Genomic DNA, 14,446 nt, shown 5'->3' with positions numbered 1-14,446 from the left:
AAACCGAAACAGCTGTTTGAAATTTCGTTTGAACAGCTTTTCCTCCCTCCTCGCTGTGCCATTTCTACAACATGCGGCAGATGAGCGTCAGGCGGCCAGCCTTTCTTGATCGATCTGTGCCGCGGCACGGCCGAAATCGAACGGGAAGTCGTCGACGCGAATGACGATATCGCGCAGACGGTTGCGCAGCCGGAGCGTCTCGTATTCGGCGCTGCCGATCACGCCGCGTTCCAGGGCGAGTTGCGCGATCTCGCGCAAATTGGCGCGCGGCTCGTCGTCGAAACGGCCCGCGCGTTCCGCAGTGCGAATCTTGGTTTCGATCGGTTCGGCGGCGAGCGTCGCGGCGAGCGCCAGTTCGATCGCGCCAACCGGCTCGTTTTCGTCACGCGGCAGGAAACACTCGGCGGTGAGCCGGTCTCGCGTCGCCGAGGGCTCGAGCAGCAACCGCGCCGCCCGGTGGCCGAGCGCATCCGAAGGCACGACATAGGGATGCCCCCACGGGAAGATCGCACGACGCAGGAGGGCGGCCACCCAGCGGTTCGGGAAGTTGCCGATCACGCCTTCGAAGGCCTGCTGCGCCTGATACATCGTGTCCCAGATCGCCCAGTGCACGAGCGGCGCATCGGCGGCCTGCCGACCTTCGTCCTCGAAACGCTTCAACGTCGCGGACATCAGATAGAGTGACGCCAGGATGTCGCCGAGCCGCGCCGAGAGCTTCTCGCGCCGCTTGAGCCCCCCGCCCATCACCAGTAGCGCGATGTCGGCGAGAAACGCAAAGGCTGCCGCAAAGCGCGTCAGCTGCTGGTAGTAACGCCGCATCTGTGGCGCCACCGCCGCCTCGATGCGCACGAAGTGCGAGCCGGTCAGCCCCAGCCAGAAGGAGCGCAGACCGTTTTTCAGCGTGAAGCCGACATGGCCCCAGAAGGCGCGGTCGAAGCGCTCGAGGCCAAGCTGCGCATCAGCCTCCGTGGCCGCCGACATCTCGGCGAAAAGGTAGGGATGGCAGCGGATCGCCCCCTGGCCGAAGATGATCAGCGAACGGGTCAGGATGTTCGCGCCCTCGACGGTGATGCCGATCGGCACCTGCTGCCACGCCCGGCCGAGGAAGTTCGATGGGCCGAGACAGATGCCCTTGCCGCCGATCACGTCCATGCCGTCGCTGACCACCTTGCGCGCCCGCTCGGTGACGTGATACTTGGCGATCGCCGAAGCGACGGCCGGCTTTTCGCCGAGATCGACCGCACCGGCGGTGAATTTGCGCGTCGCATCCATCAGATAGGTGTTGGCGGCGATGCGCGTCAGCGCCTCCTCGACGCCTTCGAAGCGGCCGACTGGCATGCCGAACTGCTGGCGCACGCGGGCATAGCCGCCCACTGCGCGTGCGGTGAGCTGCGCCATGCCGGTATTCGAAGACGGTAGCGAGATGGAACGCCCGGCGGCGAGGCACTCCATCAGCATACGCCAGCCCTGGCCGGCCATCCCTGGCCCGCCGATGATGAAATCGAGCGGCATGAACACATCCCGGCCACGCGTCGGGCCGTTCATGAACATCGCATCGAGCGGGAAATGCCGGCGACCGAGCTCGACGCCGGGATGATCGGCCGGCACCAGCGCGCAGGTGATGCCGAGATCCTTCTTGTCACCGAGCAGACCTTCCGGGTCGTAGAGTCGGAAGGCGAGGCCCAGCAAAGTACACACCGGCGCTAGCGTGATGTAACGCTTGTCCCAGCTCACGCGCATGCCGATCACCTCGCGGCCCTGCCAGTCCCCCTTGCAGACGATGCCGACGTCGGGAATCGAGGCCGCGTCCGAGCCGGCCCAGGGGCTGGTCAGCGCAAAGGCGGGAATTTCCTCGCCGCGTGCCAGCCGTGGCAGGTAGTGATTTTTCTGCGCCTCGGTGCCATAGTGCAGCAACAGCTCGGCCGGGCCCAGCGAATTCGGCACCATTACCGTCACCGCCAGCGTCGAAGAGCGGGTCGACAGCTTGGTCACCACCTGCGAATGCGCATAGGCCGAGAATTCCAGCCCACCATAGCGCTTCGGAATGATCATGCCAAAGAAGCCCTTGCGCTTCAGATAATCCCAGACTTGCGGCGGCAGATCATAGAGCTCGCGGGTGATGCGCCACTCATCGACCATGGCGCAGACTTCCTCGACCTCGTGATCGAGAAAGGACTGCTCCTCGGCGCTGAGTGTCGGCTTCGGCAGGCGCAACAGCCGCTGCCAGTCCGGTTTGCCGGAAAACAGCTCCCCTTCCCACCAGACGCTGCCGGCTTCGAGCGCCGCACGCTCGGTGTCCGACATCGGTGGCAGCAAGCGTCGATAGGCGGCGAAAATCGGCGCTGACAGCACGGCACGGCGCAACGGCCGGACGACGAAAACTCCTGCGACGGCAATGATCAGCCCCAACCACAACCAGTATCCTATTGTCATTACTCCACTCCTCTCCGTATCGATCAGGATTTCTTCTCGTCACTGAATTCCGGCAACGGCGCCCGCAGGCCGCCGAGCAGGAAGCTCATCAGCCGCGGCAGCAGTCGATCGAGCCGGTCGACCGAATCCTCTTCCTCGATCTCCCAATCGGTGACGAGCCGCAGCGCGTCGGTGCCGGCGATCGCGTAGGAAGTCGCGCCGAGCATGAAATGGAAGCGCCAGACGATCTCGGCATGCGGCACTTCCGGCAGCGCGCGGAACAACGCGGCCTTGTAACGTTCGAGCACTGGGCGGTATTCCTGGGCGAGGAAAGTGCGGATGAACTCGGCCGGCTCGGTCATCGTGCGTCCCAACAGGCGCAGGAAGATCTGGCCGCCGCAATCCTTGTCCTGCGCCATGCGTAGCATCGTGCCGAAAAACGCATCGACGATCTGTGAAGGCTTCAGCGGCTTGCCGCCGGCTTCCGCCTCGAGCCGATCGAGCACGCGCAGCCGTTCCTCGTTCAAACAGGCCAGACGACGGCGGAACACTGCCTGCAAAAGTGCCTCCTTGCTGCCGAAGTGATAATTGACCGCCGCTAGATTGACCCCCGCCTCGCCGGTGATCTGGCGCATCGAGGTGCCGTCGTAACCATATTCCATGAACAGCCGCTCGGCGACGTCGAGGATGCGCTCCCGGGTATCGCTCGCTGGAGAGTCACGTGGGGTCTTCATGGGCACTCCGTTTTGTTCATACGTTCGTTTGAACTGTACTCGAAAAAAAACCGACAGGCAAGACATCACGCCTCAGCCATAGGCTGGAGGGCGACGAAACGAAAGATTGATAAACCCAGATTGTCCATTAGCAGGCCGTTGAAAAACGTCACGAGGATGGCCAGATGCAAGGCGTTTGGTGCGCAGCGACCGAAGCCTATCAAATAGATAGGCGAGGGAGCGACAACGAAGTTGTGGCGAAGGCTCACTTTGGCTTTGCCGAGGTTAAGCGAAGCGGCCGAAGCCAACACCGCGCAACGCAGCGAGGCGCCCGCGCAGCAACTTATTCAGCGTTTCCTTAAAGAGGAAATGTTGGTTGGGGTGGACGATGGGACTCGAACCCACGACGACCGGAATCACAATCCGGGACTCTACCAACTGAGCTACGTCCACCACCTGGAAACCTGGCCCGCCCGGCGAGACTCGAACTCACAACCCCCGGCTTAGAAGGCCGGTGCTCTATCCGGTTGAGCTACGGGCGGTCCCGTCAAGCGGTCGGAGATGCAGGCGCCTGGTCGGGGTGGAGGGATTCGAACCCCCGACATCTTGCTCCCAAAGCAAGCGCGCTACCGGGCTGCGCTACACCCCGAGAGCGCGCATTCTAGCGATGTGTGCGCCGAAGGTCAAACGAATGTATTCGTCCAGTACCTTTGGCACTCGGGGTGATGGGTGATGAGCCATTGTACGGGTGTTACCGAACCGCCGCGACGGCGGCGAAGGGGGACGGCCTCAGTCCGATCGTCTGGAGCGGCTCATCGAGATCCTCGTCTTCATCGTCGTCTCGCCGTTCGTCGGCTTCATGCTCGGCGGTCTGCTGATGGTGCTCGTCGCCTGGCTCTCTCGCCACCAGACGCCGACGCAGGTGGGCGCTGATTCAGCTACATGCAGCTCTTCATCTCGGGCGCCTATAGTCTCGCCCACGACGGCAACGACGCACAGAAGACCATCGTTCCTGTAAGCGGCGCGCAGCGCAAAACTGCTATCTTTCGCGTATGGAACCGCATGACGAAAGTCCGTTCAAAGGCAAGACCGGCCTCACCCGGCTGATCAACGCGTTGCGCTATTCGCTCGACGGGCTCGCCGCCGCCTACCGGCACGAGGATGCATTCCGCCAGGAGGTGTGGCTCGCGCTCGTGCTGATCCCACTCGCCGCTTTCCTGCCCGCCAGCGGTCTGGGCAAGGCTTTGATGATCGGCAGCGTGCTGCTGGTGCTGATCGTCGAGCTACTCAATTCGGCGATCGAGGCCGCCGTCGATCGTGTTTCGCTCGAACATCACCGGCTCGCCAAGCGCGCCAAGGACATCGGCAGCGCGGCAGTGCTGCTCGCGCTCTTCAACGTCGTTGCGACTTGGAGTTTGGTGCTGATCGGCTGACTCAGGAAATTCGGCGCTGGCAGCACGGCACCCTCAGAGATCCGCGGCCGCCCGCACTGCCTGGGCGATCGCCTCGGCCTGGGCCAGTACGAGCGCCTGATCCTCGCCTTCGACCATCACGCGCAGCAGCGGCTCGGTGCCGGAGGGGCGCAGCAGCACACGCCCGCGGCCATCGAGGATCTTCTCGGCCTGCGCCGTCGCGGCCTGGATGGCGTGGTTGCCGCGCCAATCGAAAGGCTTCGTGAAGCGCACGTTGATCAGTTTCTGCGGGAACATCGTCAGATCGGCGCAGGCCGTGGCGAGCGTCTCGTCGCGCTCGCGCAAGGCGGCGAGCACCTGCAGCGCGGCAACGATGCCGTCGCCGGTGGTATGCCGATCCAGACAGATGATGTGGCCGGAATTCTCACCACCGAGCGGCCAGCCCTTTTCCTGCATCAGCTCGAGCACGTAACGGTCGCCGACTTTCGCACGCGCAAAGTCGATGCCCAGCCGCGCAAGCGCCTGCTCGAAACCGAGATTGCTCATCAGGGTGCCGACGATGCCGGGCAAACCCCGTAAGGCCTGCTGACGGCGCGCGATCACATACAGCAGCGCATCGCCGTCGAACAGGCGGCCGCTGGCATCGACCATCAACACCCGGTCGCCATCGCCGTCGAGGGCGATGCCCAGATCGGCCTGGTGCTTGAGCACCTGTTCGCGCACGAACGCCGGCATCGTTGCGCCGACGCCGGCATTGATGTTCAAGCCATCCGGCTGCGCGCCGACCGCCACCACCTCGGCGCCGAGCTCGTGGAACACTTTCGGCGCGACGTGGTAGGCCGCGCCATGCGCGCAATCGACGACGATCTTGAGTCCCTTCAGATCGAGATCGTTCGGAAAGGTGCTCTTGCAGAATTCGATGTAGCGCCCGGCGGCGTCTTCGACGCGGCGCGCCTTGCCAAGCTCGCTCGACGGTCGGCAACCCATCGGTTCGGCGAGTCGTGCTTCGATTTCCTCTTCGACGGCATCCGGCAGCTTGTAGCCGCCGGCGGCGAAGAATTTGATGCCGTTGTCGTCATAGGGGTTGTGCGAGGCGGAGATCACCACACCCGCCGCCAGACGCAGCGCCCGGGTCAGATAGGCGACGGCCGGCGTCGGCAGCGGCCCGCACAGCATCACATCGACGCCGGCAGCGGAAAAGCCGGCCTCCAACGCGGCTTCGAGCATGTAGCCGGAAATGCGCGTGTCCTTGCCGATCAGCACCGCCGGCCGCTCGCCGTCGCGGGCATGACCCGAATCGCGGGCATGGGCGACGAGTGTCTCGCCGGCGGCAAATCCCAGCCGCAGCGCGAACTCGGGCGTGATCGGAAAGCGGCCGACGCGGCCGCGCACCCCGTCGGTGCCGAAATACTGTCTTGCCATCAAGGACTCCCTTTCAACGCCGCCCAAACGGCGAGCGCATCTTTCGTCGCGGCGACGTCGTGCACGCGCACGATACTGGCGCCGCGTTCCACCGCCAATAGCGCTGCCGCGATGCTGGCGGGCATGCGCGCGCTGCCGGCTTCCCGGCCGGTGACGGCACCCAGCATCGATTTGCGCGACAGCCCCACCAATATCGGCACGCCGAGCGTCGTGAAGCGATCGAGTTCGCGCAGCAGCGTGTAGTTGTGTTCCACGGTCTTGCCGAAGCCGAAACCGGCATCGACGATCAGCCGTGCCTTGTCGATGCCGGCGGCCAGACACGCCATCAGCCGCGCGGTGAGGAAGGTGTGCACCTCCTCGACCACGTCCCCATAACGCGGGTCGGCCTGCATCGTGCGCGGCTCTCCTTGCATGTGCATCAAGCACACGCCAGCATCGCTTTCCGCCAGGACTTCGAGGGCGCCCGGCGCACGTAGCGCCATGATGTCGTTGATCAACACCGCGCCCTCGTCGAGGGCCATGCGCATCACTTCCGGCTTCGTGGTATCGACCGAGATCGGCACGCCCCAGTCGCGTAGTGCGCGCAATACCGGCCGCAATCGCGCGATCTCGACATCGGCGGACACTGGCGCCGCGCCGGGGCGCGACGATTCTGCTCCCAGATCGAGGATGTCGGCCCCGGCCTGTGCTTGTGCTTCGGCATGAGAGATCGCCGCCTTGACATCGTCGCCGACGCCGTCGCCCGAAAACGAATCCGGCGTCAGATTGACGATGCCCATGATCAGCGGGCGATCCGTGCTTAATCGATAACGGCCACAACACAACATCATCATTGGTTGATTATACCGACCGGTTATTTGAGACGCGTCCCGGTGCCATCATAGATGGCGATATCGACTGGGATTCCGTGCTGGACGCTCTGGGTGACCACGCAGTAGTCCTCGAAGGTTTGCAGGATGCGCTCGAGCTGTGCCATCTCCCCCGCCTTGGCCGCAAAGCGGAGTTCCACGCCCATGTGCATGATGCGCAGCCGCTTTTGCTCGTTGCGCCCCAATTGCGTCGTCACCGTCGCAGTGAGCTTGCCCGGCTCGTTCTTGAACTTGCGCAGTGCGAACAGCAGACTCGCGGCAAGGCAGTTCGCCACCCCGGCCGCGATCAGTCGCGACGGATTCGGCCCCGCACCCTTGCCCAGTGGCGGCGGCTCGTCGGTGAGCAGCGCCGGCAGATCGGCGTCGAAACGCACCAGGAACGCAAAATCCTCCTGCTGTTCGAGCGCGAAAGAAAATTGGGCTTCGCTCATGAATCATTCTCCGTGAATGTCGAATTTAACCCAGATTGTCCATTAGACCGGGCTGATGCGCCATGAGCATTTGATACGGTCATTTCGTCGCCCTACACGGCGGCTTTCGGGCTGCGGGCGGCATCTTCGCGCCCCCGCTCCTCGCCAATAGACATGGTTATTGGCTCGTCGCGGGGACGCAAACCTGCTCGCCCTCGCCTTCGAAACCCGCTCGCGTTCCAATGGACAATCTGGGTTTAACGGGCTGTCGAGCCCAGATTGTCCATTAGCAGGCTGTCGAAAAACTACTGCGGTGGGCATTCTTCTGCGTTGCGCGGTGCTCGTCTCTAGCCTATCTACTGGATATGTCTCGGTCGCTGGGCATCAAACGTCTTGCCTGTGGCCATCCTCGTGACGTTTTTCAACGGTCTGTCAAATCGTGACGTACCAGCGGCGCCCAAGATATCACCTCTGGCTGGAAAGTGGCATGCTGGATGCCGTGCTCTTGCGCAGTTTGTCGCAGTCCGGACAATATTTCCGACCAGGCGGCCAGCTCGCGCACCGTGACGTGCGCGGTCAGGGCAAGCCGCTGGCCGGAAAGCGCCCAGACATGCAGGTCGTGAACCTCGACCACGCCCGGCACGGCCGCCAGTTCCCGGCCCAGATGTTCGAGATCGATCGAGAAAGGCACACCGTCCATCAAGCCATGCAGGGCTTCGCGCAGCAGGCGCAGGCTCGCCGCGAGCACCAGCCCGCCGATCAGGATCGAGAGCAATGGGTCGATCGGCGTCCAACCGGTAACCCAGACCACGATGCCGGCGGCGATCGCGGCCACCGAACCGAGCACGTCACCCAACACGTGCAGGAAGGCGCCGCGCACATTGAGGTTTTCCTGTCCGTGCGAGAGCATCCAGGCGACCAGCAGATTGACGCCAAGACCGAGCGCGGCGACGAGGCTGACCAGCTCGCCCATGATCGGCCGCGGCGACTGAAAGCGCCCCCAGGCTTCCCAGCCGATCCCCGCCACCACGGCGAGCATCGCCAATGCATTGACGAGCGCCGCGATGAGCTCCGCCCGACCTAAGCCGTAGGAATGCCGGACCGAGGCCGGACGCGAGGCAAGCCAGGCGGCAAGTAAAGCGAGCGCCAAGGCCGCACCGTCGGTGACCATGTGGCCGGCATCGGCAAGCAGTGCGAGCGAACCCCCACGCCAGCCAGCCAGTGCTTCGACCGCGGCAAACGCCCAGGTCAGGCCCAGCGCGATGAACAGGCGGCGGCGTTGATCAGGGGTGTCGGTGCTACCGTGGCGATGGCCTTCGTGATCGTGTGCGTTCATTTAGCGTGAAATACAAAGCAATAAGTGCGCCAAGCTTGGTTTCCTCGACGGCAGCCAAACTTCGCGGCGGCACGCCGCGCACGGAGTCCCCCCCCCCCCCCCGCGAACGGGGCTTAAGGGTGGGCGGGTGTTTGCGCTTGGGGTTTTCGTGCCTTCGCGGGTGGGCGTGGCGATCATGCGCGTTTGCTGTGGTTGAAGGGGGCTAACCAGAAGACGAGTCAGTCGGCGAAAAGATGCCAAACTCGGCGCTGGCAAGACGGCATCAGAGCGAGAAATCTTCGTCGAAAGGCTTGTCGCCTTGCACCACCGGCAGTGTCAGCGAGCGATCCCACTGGCTCCAGCCGCCGTTCATGAAGCGCACGTTTCGGTAGCCTAGAGCCTTGAGTTGCAGCCAGGCAAGCGCGGAGCGGAAGCCATCATGGCAGTAGGTGATGATCGTCGCGTCCTTGGGGATGTCTTTGTAGGCCGCGGCGATCTGATCGAGCGAGAGCCATTTCTGCGACTGGGCATCGGTCAGATCGAGGCTGACGACATTGACTGCGCCGGGAATATGGCCGCCTTGTACCGAATGGCGGATCAGCTTGCCGGTGTACATGTCCTTCGGCCGGCTGTCGATCAGCACCACCTGCGGATCGCGGCCGACGACGACGCGTTCATAGACCTCGGTCCATTCGGCGATCATGGCGCGATTGCCGGGCTTGAGCGTCACCTTGCCCGGCTTTCGCGGCGCCGTTTCCTTGGTCAGTTCGTTGAAGGCGGTCCATTCGACGGTGCCGCCATCGAGGATCTTCACCCGGTTCATGTCGAAACCGTAGTAGTCGAGCAGGAAGTAAAGCCGCGCGGCGAGCACCGAGCGCGAATCGTCGTAGAGCACGAGCGTCGAATCGTCATTCACGCCCCAGCGCCGCAGCGTCGCCTGGAAGACCTCGCGCGCAGGCAGGCGCATCAGTACCGGACTGTCGTTGTCGCCCAGGTCCTTGAAGCGCGCAACCTGCACCGCGCCCGGGATATGGCCGACCGTGGCGTAGCGGTGCGGAAAGTAGCGCACTTCGAGTACCACGGTCTTGGGGTCTTTCAGCCGGCTTTCGAGCCAGCCGGCATCGACGAGAAAATCGGGAGCGGCATGGGCAAGGTTCGCGGCCAGGATGAGCAGGCCAGCCAACAGCAAGGCGGGCGCTTTGGCGGCGAGCAGATTGGGATACATCGACATGGTTTCCTCCGAGTGTTTCGTGGCGGGAAGACTCCCACACAGCAAGTCATTGCCTTCATGATCGAAATCATGAAGGCGTGGCGATCCGAAGCTCAGCCGCGAGCGGCGGCTAAGGCCGCGATGATACGAACGAACCCGGCCAGCGGCGCACCCCCGGCAGAAAATTGCCAGTGCCGGTGATGCGTGGGCTGGAGGGTCGAGTCATGACGCTCTTCGCAGCGTGCCGGAAAGCGTCGTTCCCGGCGCCACGGTGTTGAACACCGTGCCGTAGCGCTTGACGTTCTCGTGCAGCAGTTCGAGGCGGCGATCGCCCTCGTCGGTATCGACGACGATTTCATAATCGATCGACTCCATGCCCGACGGCACGTCGCGGCGCACGCCGTGCACCTTCACCTCGACGCCGCGCAACTGGAACTTGAGGATCGGCGTCACGCGCTCGATCCCCTTGAGCATGCAGGCGGCCAGCGCGGCGAGCAGCAGCTCGGCGGGATTGAAGGCATCGCGCCGGCCGGCCAAATCCGTGTCGAGCACGATCTCGGCATCCTTGCACTGCGCGACGCTGCCGTGCGCGTCGAGGCGCCGGGCGACGACGCGGAATTCCATTTTCGGGGTTGGTGGGTTCATCTCGTCTCCTCGTCAGTTGGGCGCCGGCGCCTGCATTTCCCCCGCCAGCAACAGCAATTCGATTTCCTCGGTGATATCGGACTGGCGCTGGCGGTTGGCGGCGAGCCGCAGGCGTGCGCGGCGTTCGTCGAGGCGTCTGAGGGCACGCTCCATGTGCATCTCGCGCTGCCGGTTCTCGGCCAGCAGCGCGCCGTAGAGCACTTCGTTGAGGATGGCATGCAGATAATGCTGCATCAGGCCGCGCAAGACGTCCGCCGGCGGCAGGTTGAGGTCGGGCGCGAAGGCCGCAGCGCGCGGCGCCGGCAGGTCGCGCAGCGGCAGGAGACGGCGCAGGCGGATGGCACCGTCCTCGGGATCGTGATGCAGGGCCGAGAGCCCCCGGCCGGCGAGATCGGGCGAGGCCATCAAGCGCACGATCTCGCGTGTGAGCCGCTGCAGCACGGCCGGCACCTCGTCGGCGACCGTCGCGCCGGGCAGCGCCAGCAGCATGCGCGGATCGTTTTCCAGTCTCGCGGACAGGCGCTGGCCGACGACGATCCAGCGTCCGGTGAGCGCCGGGATGCCTCGTTGCGCCAGGTAATCGAGCAGCGCGTCGTTGGTGTCGCCGCAAAACCCTTGCTGCGAGCCGATCACCACGCACAATTCCGGCGCCGCCTCGGCGGGCGGACGCAGCGCGGGATGCCAGGCCAGCAGGTCGGCCGCCGCCCTCTCGATGCCGGCCGTCAGCTGCCGCTGACTGGTCATGAATTCGCCGAGCAGATGGATCTCCATCAGCGCGAGGCTCTTCATCGCCGAGAGGATGCTGGCGATCTCGTCGAGCGCCATGATCCGATGCGCGAGAACGTGCCGCCGACTCATGGCGATGCCAATGCCTTGTCCACCGCGGCGAGCCAATCCTCGCGCGTCGCAGTCAGCGCGAGCGGCGGCGCGGCGAAGGCGGCGAGGAGTTGCGCAAGCCGTGCCGAGGCTTGCGCTTCCGTCAGGCCGTCGAAGCGGCCGGCGTTGAAGGCGATGAGCCAGGCCATCTGCTGTTCCGGCGACAGGGGCGCCAGCCGCTCCTGTTTGAGCAGTTCGCGCAACAGCCGGCCGCGGCGGATCTTGGCCTCGATGGCCGGATCGAGCCTGCTGCCAAAGCGCGTGAAGACTTCCAGTTCGAGGAATTGCAGGTAGTCGAGCTTCATGCGGCCGGCCTCCGCCTTGATCGCCGGGTGCTGGGCCTTGCCGCCGATGCGCGAGACCGAGCGCGTGACGTCGATGGCCGGCAGAAAGCCGCGCGCGAACAGCTGCGGATCGAAATAGATCTGCCCGTCGGTGATCGAGATCAGGTTGGTCGGAATGTAGGCGGCCAGCTCGCCTTGCTCGGTGGCGACGATCGGCAGCGCCGTCATGCTGCCGCCGCCGTGCGCCGCAGCGAGGCAGGTGGAGCGCTCGAGCAGGCGCGCATGGAGAGAGAAGATGTCGCCGGGATAGGCTTCGCGGCCCGGCGGGCGGCGCAGCAGCAGGGAGAGTTCGCGGTAGGCGCGGGCGTGGGTGGTGAGATCGTCATAGACGACGAGCACGTCGCGGCCGGCGGCCATCCAGCCTTCGGCGAGGGCGCAGCCGGCAAAGGGCGCGAGGAACTTGAGGCCCGGCATCGCCGTCGCTTCGGCGACGACGAGGCAGGTGTAGTCGAGGGCGTCATGGCGGCGCAAGGTCTCCAGCGTGGCCAGCACGGCGGCACGCTTCTGGCTGATCAGGACATAGACGCACAACACGTCGCGGCCCCGTTGCGCGATCACCATGTCAAGCGCCAGCGCGCTCTTGCCCGTGCCGGCGTCGCCGATCAAAAGCTGCCGCTGTCCCTTGCCGATGGGCACCATCGTGTCGACGATCTTGTTGCCGGAAACGAGCGGCCGGGTGACGAAATCGCGTGTGACGAGCGGTGGCGAGGGCGCTTCGAGCCGGCGGCGCGCGGAAACGCGCGGCGCTTCGCCGCCGTCGAGCGGATTGCCGAGGGGATCGAGCACGCGACCGAGGCAGGCATCGCCGACGCCGATGTCGAGTGTTCGGCCGGTGAGATGGACGGGCGTGCCGGCGATGAGGCCCGGCCCCTGGCGCAGCAGGATCGCGCCGATGCGGCGGCTGCCCAGGTGGAACACCAGCGCCTCGCTGCCGTCTTCGCAGCGGACGATCTCGTCCATTCCGGCCGAAGGCAGGCCCTCGATCCAGGCAATGCCGTCGCCCACCGCCACCACCTTGCCCTGCTCCGCGAGGCGCAGCGCGAAGCGGTAGTCGGCGAGCCGTGCCGCCTGCCGGGAGAGCAGCGAGGTTTCAGCCGCCATGCGCGCTGGGACCCTCGGCGCCGGCAGCGAAGAAGGCCAGCTCGTCGGCGAGATCGGCCTTGATCTGCCAGGGACCGATGACGATGCGCAGGCCCGCGATGAGGCTTCCGTCCTCCGCGAAGGCGAGCGGCAGCGGCGTGCCGAGCCGCTCGGCGAGCGCCGCGGCCAGGCGCTTGCGCGAATCCTCGGAAAGCGCATGGGCGCTGACGACGCGCGCCGGCGCGTTGGCCTCGCTGGCCTCCCGGGCCGCGAGGCGCAGGCCCTCCCGCTGTGCGGCAGGCAGTTGCGCCAGATCCTCGATCAGGAGGTCGAGCAGGCGGGTTTCGAGCGCGGGATCGGCGAGCCGCTGCAAGAGTCGCGCCGCGAAGGTTGCGGCCTGGCGGATGGCCCGGGCTTCGAGCGCGCCTTGCAGCTCGGCCTGCCGATGAGATTCCTGCGCCGCCTGGCGGGCACGCTCGTCGGCCAGGCTCTTTTGCAGCGCCTTGAGCTGCCGTTCGCGCTCGGCGGCGAGCTCGGCGTCGAAGGCGGCGCGCAGGCCCGCCTTCTCCTTTTCCCAGTCGGCCAGACGCGCTTCGTATTGCTGGCGCAGGGCCTGGGCTTGCGCTTTCGCCGCCTCGCCTTCGGCCCGGACGCGCTCCACCTCGGCGCGACGGCGGGCGAGCACGTCGAGCACCGGCCGGTAGAGGAAGCGCTTGAGAATCCACAGCAGCGCCAGGAAGTTGACGATTTCGAGGGCGAAGGTGGTCCAGTCGATCTGCATGGCGCGCTTACTGGAGCAGGTATTCGAGCAAAGGGTTGCGGAACAGGATGATGAGCACGATCACCAGCACGTAGATCGCCAGCGACTCGATCATCGCCAGGCCGATGAACAGCGTGCGGCTGATCGATTTCTCGGCCTCGGGCTGGCGCGCCAGCGCCTCCAGCGCCTGGGTGATGGCGCGACCCATCGCCTGCGCCGGAAAAATGATCCCGATGGCGATGGCCAGTGCCGCCACCACCGTGGAGATCAGGACGAACAGATGCATGTCGCTCATGGGGCTACTCCTTTTCCTTGGATTGTTCCTGTTGCGCTTCCATGCCGCCGGCGATGTAGATCAGCGTCAGCGTGCCGAAGATGTAGGCCTGCACCAGCGCCTCGACGATGTGCAGCATGAGGATCGGCACCGGCACCAAGAGCCCCGCCACCAGCAGGATCAGGAGCGCCGCCATCTCCAGGCTCATGATGTTGCCGAACAGCCGCACCGCCAGCGCCAGCGTGCGCGACAGCTCGCCGAGCAGGTGGAAGGGCAGCAGGATCGGGTTGGGCGACAGGTAGTGGCGCGCGTAGGCCTTGAAGCCGACGGCGCGGATGCCGAACCAGTGCACGGAGAGAAACACCAGGAAGGCCAGCGCCGCCGTGGTGGACAGGTCGCCGGTCGGGGAGTGCAGGCCGGGCACGAGGCCGGTGAGATTCGCGACGCCGACGAACAGCCACAGGGTGCCGATGAAGGGCAGCAGGAGCGCTGAGCGTCCCGCCACCAGCCCTTCGATGGCATTTTCGACGGCCAGCACGGCGCCTTCCAGCGCGGTTTGCAGCATCCCGGGCGCGTCGGTGGAAAGATCGCGCGTCGCCAGCCGGGCGCAGACACCCAGCACGAGTAGCATGCCCCAGGTGGTCACCACCGTCGCGGTGATGTGGACGGGCCCGAACGCGAAAATGACGACAGCTTCTTCCATT

15 protein-coding genes and 3 tRNA genes are annotated in these 14,446 nt (G+C 65.3%); 2 read left to right on the top strand and 16 right to left on the bottom strand.

What is annotated here, in order from left to right; translation table 11 throughout:
- Positions 1-87: 87 nt before the first annotated feature.
- From EL335_RS05895 to EL335_RS05875, 5 genes are all read right to left on the bottom strand, one after another.
- Positions 88-2,433, bottom strand: a complete 2,346-nt coding sequence (locus EL335_RS05895; protein ID WP_126445015.1) for an acyl-CoA dehydrogenase — start codon at positions 2,431-2,433, stop codon at positions 88-90.
- A gap of 23 nt (positions 2,434-2,456) precedes the next feature.
- Positions 2,457-3,146: a TetR/AcrR family transcriptional regulator gene (locus tag EL335_RS05890; RefSeq protein ID WP_126445013.1), complete on the bottom strand. Its 690-nt coding sequence runs from the start codon at positions 3,144-3,146 to the stop codon at positions 2,457-2,459.
- A 356-nt stretch (positions 3,147-3,502) separates the two neighbouring features.
- A tRNA-His gene (locus EL335_RS05885) sits at positions 3,503-3,578 on the bottom strand.
- A 12-nt stretch (positions 3,579-3,590) separates the two neighbouring features.
- A tRNA-Arg gene (locus EL335_RS05880) sits at positions 3,591-3,667 on the bottom strand.
- Positions 3,668-3,697: 30 nt separating this feature from the next.
- Positions 3,698-3,774 (bottom strand) — tRNA-Pro (locus tag EL335_RS05875).
- Positions 3,775-3,873: 99 nt separating this feature from the next.
- Here EL335_RS05875 and EL335_RS05870 point away from each other — a divergent pair.
- On the top strand, positions 3,874-4,143 hold the full coding sequence (locus EL335_RS05870) for a hypothetical protein (protein ID WP_126445011.1): 270 nt from the start codon (positions 3,874-3,876) through the stop codon (positions 4,141-4,143).
- A 34-nt stretch (positions 4,144-4,177) separates the two neighbouring features.
- Complete coding sequence (locus EL335_RS05865) at positions 4,178-4,558, top strand: diacylglycerol kinase (RefSeq protein ID WP_126445009.1); 381 nt, start codon at positions 4,178-4,180, stop codon at positions 4,556-4,558.
- A gap of 33 nt (positions 4,559-4,591) precedes the next feature.
- Here the strand turns inward: EL335_RS05865 and glmM are convergent, their stop codons facing one another.
- The 11 genes from glmM to EL335_RS05810 all read right to left on the bottom strand — a co-directional run bounded on the left by glmM (position 4,592) and on the right by EL335_RS05810 (position 14,445).
- Positions 4,592-5,959: a phosphoglucosamine mutase gene (gene glmM, locus EL335_RS05860; protein ID WP_126445006.1), complete on the bottom strand. Its 1,368-nt coding sequence runs from the start codon at positions 5,957-5,959 to the stop codon at positions 4,592-4,594.
- Positions 5,959-6,738, bottom strand: coding sequence for a dihydropteroate synthase (gene folP / locus EL335_RS05855; protein WP_284155469.1), 780 nt, complete (start codon positions 6,736-6,738; stop codon positions 5,959-5,961). The genes glmM and folP overlap by 1 nt, the downstream gene beginning before the upstream one ends.
- A gap of 74 nt (positions 6,739-6,812) precedes the next feature.
- Positions 6,813-7,259: an OsmC family protein gene (locus EL335_RS05850; protein ID WP_126445002.1), complete on the bottom strand. Its 447-nt coding sequence runs from the start codon at positions 7,257-7,259 to the stop codon at positions 6,813-6,815.
- 400 nt (positions 7,260-7,659) lie between these two features.
- Positions 7,660-8,574, bottom strand: coding sequence for a cation diffusion facilitator family transporter (locus tag EL335_RS05845; RefSeq protein WP_126445000.1), 915 nt, complete (start codon positions 8,572-8,574; stop codon positions 7,660-7,662).
- 262 nt (positions 8,575-8,836) lie between these two features.
- The gene (locus EL335_RS05840) at positions 8,837-9,784 is read right to left on the bottom strand and encodes a sulfurtransferase (protein ID WP_284155468.1); all 948 of its coding nucleotides are present in this window, start codon (positions 9,782-9,784) and stop codon (positions 8,837-8,839) included.
- Positions 9,785-9,985: 201 nt separating this feature from the next.
- Entirely contained in the window at positions 9,986-10,408 is a 423-nt protein-coding gene (locus EL335_RS05835) for an OsmC family protein (RefSeq protein WP_126444998.1), read from the bottom strand.
- A gap of 12 nt (positions 10,409-10,420) precedes the next feature.
- Positions 10,421-11,266, bottom strand: coding sequence for a F0F1 ATP synthase subunit gamma (locus tag EL335_RS05830; protein WP_126444996.1), 846 nt, complete (start codon positions 11,264-11,266; stop codon positions 10,421-10,423).
- Complete coding sequence (locus EL335_RS05825; protein WP_126444994.1) at positions 11,263-12,729, bottom strand: F0F1 ATP synthase subunit alpha; 1,467 nt, start codon at positions 12,727-12,729, stop codon at positions 11,263-11,265. The genes EL335_RS05830 and EL335_RS05825 overlap by 4 nt, the downstream gene beginning before the upstream one ends.
- Positions 12,719-13,489 carry a F0F1 ATP synthase subunit delta gene (locus EL335_RS05820; RefSeq protein ID WP_126444992.1) on the bottom strand — a complete coding sequence of 257 codons (771 nt, stop codon included), beginning with the start codon at positions 13,487-13,489 and terminating at the stop codon, positions 12,719-12,721. Before EL335_RS05820 ends, EL335_RS05825 begins: the two co-directional genes overlap by 11 nt.
- A 7-nt stretch (positions 13,490-13,496) precedes the next feature.
- On the bottom strand, positions 13,497-13,763 hold the full coding sequence (locus tag EL335_RS05815) for an ATP synthase subunit c family protein (protein ID WP_126444990.1): 267 nt from the start codon (positions 13,761-13,763) through the stop codon (positions 13,497-13,499).
- Positions 13,764-13,767: 4 nt separating this feature from the next.
- Positions 13,768-14,445 (bottom strand): F0F1 ATP synthase subunit A, encoded by a 678-nt coding sequence (locus tag EL335_RS05810; protein ID WP_126444988.1) that lies wholly within the window; start codon positions 14,443-14,445, stop codon positions 13,768-13,770.
- Position 14,446 lies beyond the last annotated feature (1 nt).

It is taken from the genome of Sulfuricystis multivorans (assembly GCF_003966565.1).
Taxonomy (GTDB): Bacteria; Pseudomonadota; Gammaproteobacteria; order Burkholderiales; family Rhodocyclaceae; genus Sulfuricystis; species Sulfuricystis multivorans.
Note: the sequence above shows the minus strand (reverse complement) of the source record. Positions and strands in the feature narration are given on the sequence as shown.

What these genes read in the sequence shown, in the direction of transcription:
- EL335_RS05895 (WP_126445015.1), bottom strand. Translation starts at nt 2,433, where the DNA reads ATGACAATAGGATACTGGTTGTGGTTGGGGCTGATCATTGCCGTCGCA.
- EL335_RS05890 (WP_126445013.1), bottom strand. Translation starts at nt 3,146, where the DNA reads ATGAAGACCCCACGTGACTCTCCAGCGAGCGATACCCGGGAGCGCATC.
- EL335_RS05865 (WP_126445009.1), top strand. Translation starts at nt 4,178, where the DNA reads ATGGAACCGCATGACGAAAGTCCGTTCAAAGGCAAGACCGGCCTCACC.
- glmM (WP_126445006.1), bottom strand. Translation starts at nt 5,959, where the DNA reads ATGGCAAGACAGTATTTCGGCACCGACGGGGTGCGCGGCCGCGTCGGC.
- folP (WP_284155469.1), bottom strand. Translation starts at nt 6,738, where the DNA reads ATGGGCATCGTCAATCTGACGCCGGATTCGTTTTCGGGCGACGGCGTC.
- EL335_RS05850 (WP_126445002.1), bottom strand. Translation starts at nt 7,259, where the DNA reads ATGAGCGAAGCCCAATTTTCTTTCGCGCTCGAACAGCAGGAGGATTTT.
- EL335_RS05845 (WP_126445000.1), bottom strand. Translation starts at nt 8,574, where the DNA reads ATGAACGCACACGATCACGAAGGCCATCGCCACGGTAGCACCGACACC.
- EL335_RS05840 (WP_284155468.1), bottom strand. Translation starts at nt 9,784, where the DNA reads ATGTCGATGTATCCCAATCTGCTCGCCGCCAAAGCGCCCGCCTTGCTG.
- EL335_RS05835 (WP_126444998.1), bottom strand. Translation starts at nt 10,408, where the DNA reads ATGAACCCACCAACCCCGAAAATGGAATTCCGCGTCGTCGCCCGGCGC.
- EL335_RS05830 (WP_126444996.1), bottom strand. Translation starts at nt 11,266, where the DNA reads ATGAGTCGGCGGCACGTTCTCGCGCATCGGATCATGGCGCTCGACGAG.
- EL335_RS05825 (WP_126444994.1), bottom strand. Translation starts at nt 12,729, where the DNA reads ATGGCGGCTGAAACCTCGCTGCTCTCCCGGCAGGCGGCACGGCTCGCC.
- EL335_RS05820 (WP_126444992.1), bottom strand. Translation starts at nt 13,489, where the DNA reads ATGCAGATCGACTGGACCACCTTCGCCCTCGAAATCGTCAACTTCCTG.
- EL335_RS05815 (WP_126444990.1), bottom strand. Translation starts at nt 13,763, where the DNA reads ATGAGCGACATGCATCTGTTCGTCCTGATCTCCACGGTGGTGGCGGCA.
- EL335_RS05810 (WP_126444988.1), bottom strand. Translation starts at nt 14,445, where the DNA reads ATGGAAGAAGCTGTCGTCATTTTCGCGTTCGGGCCCGTCCACATCACC.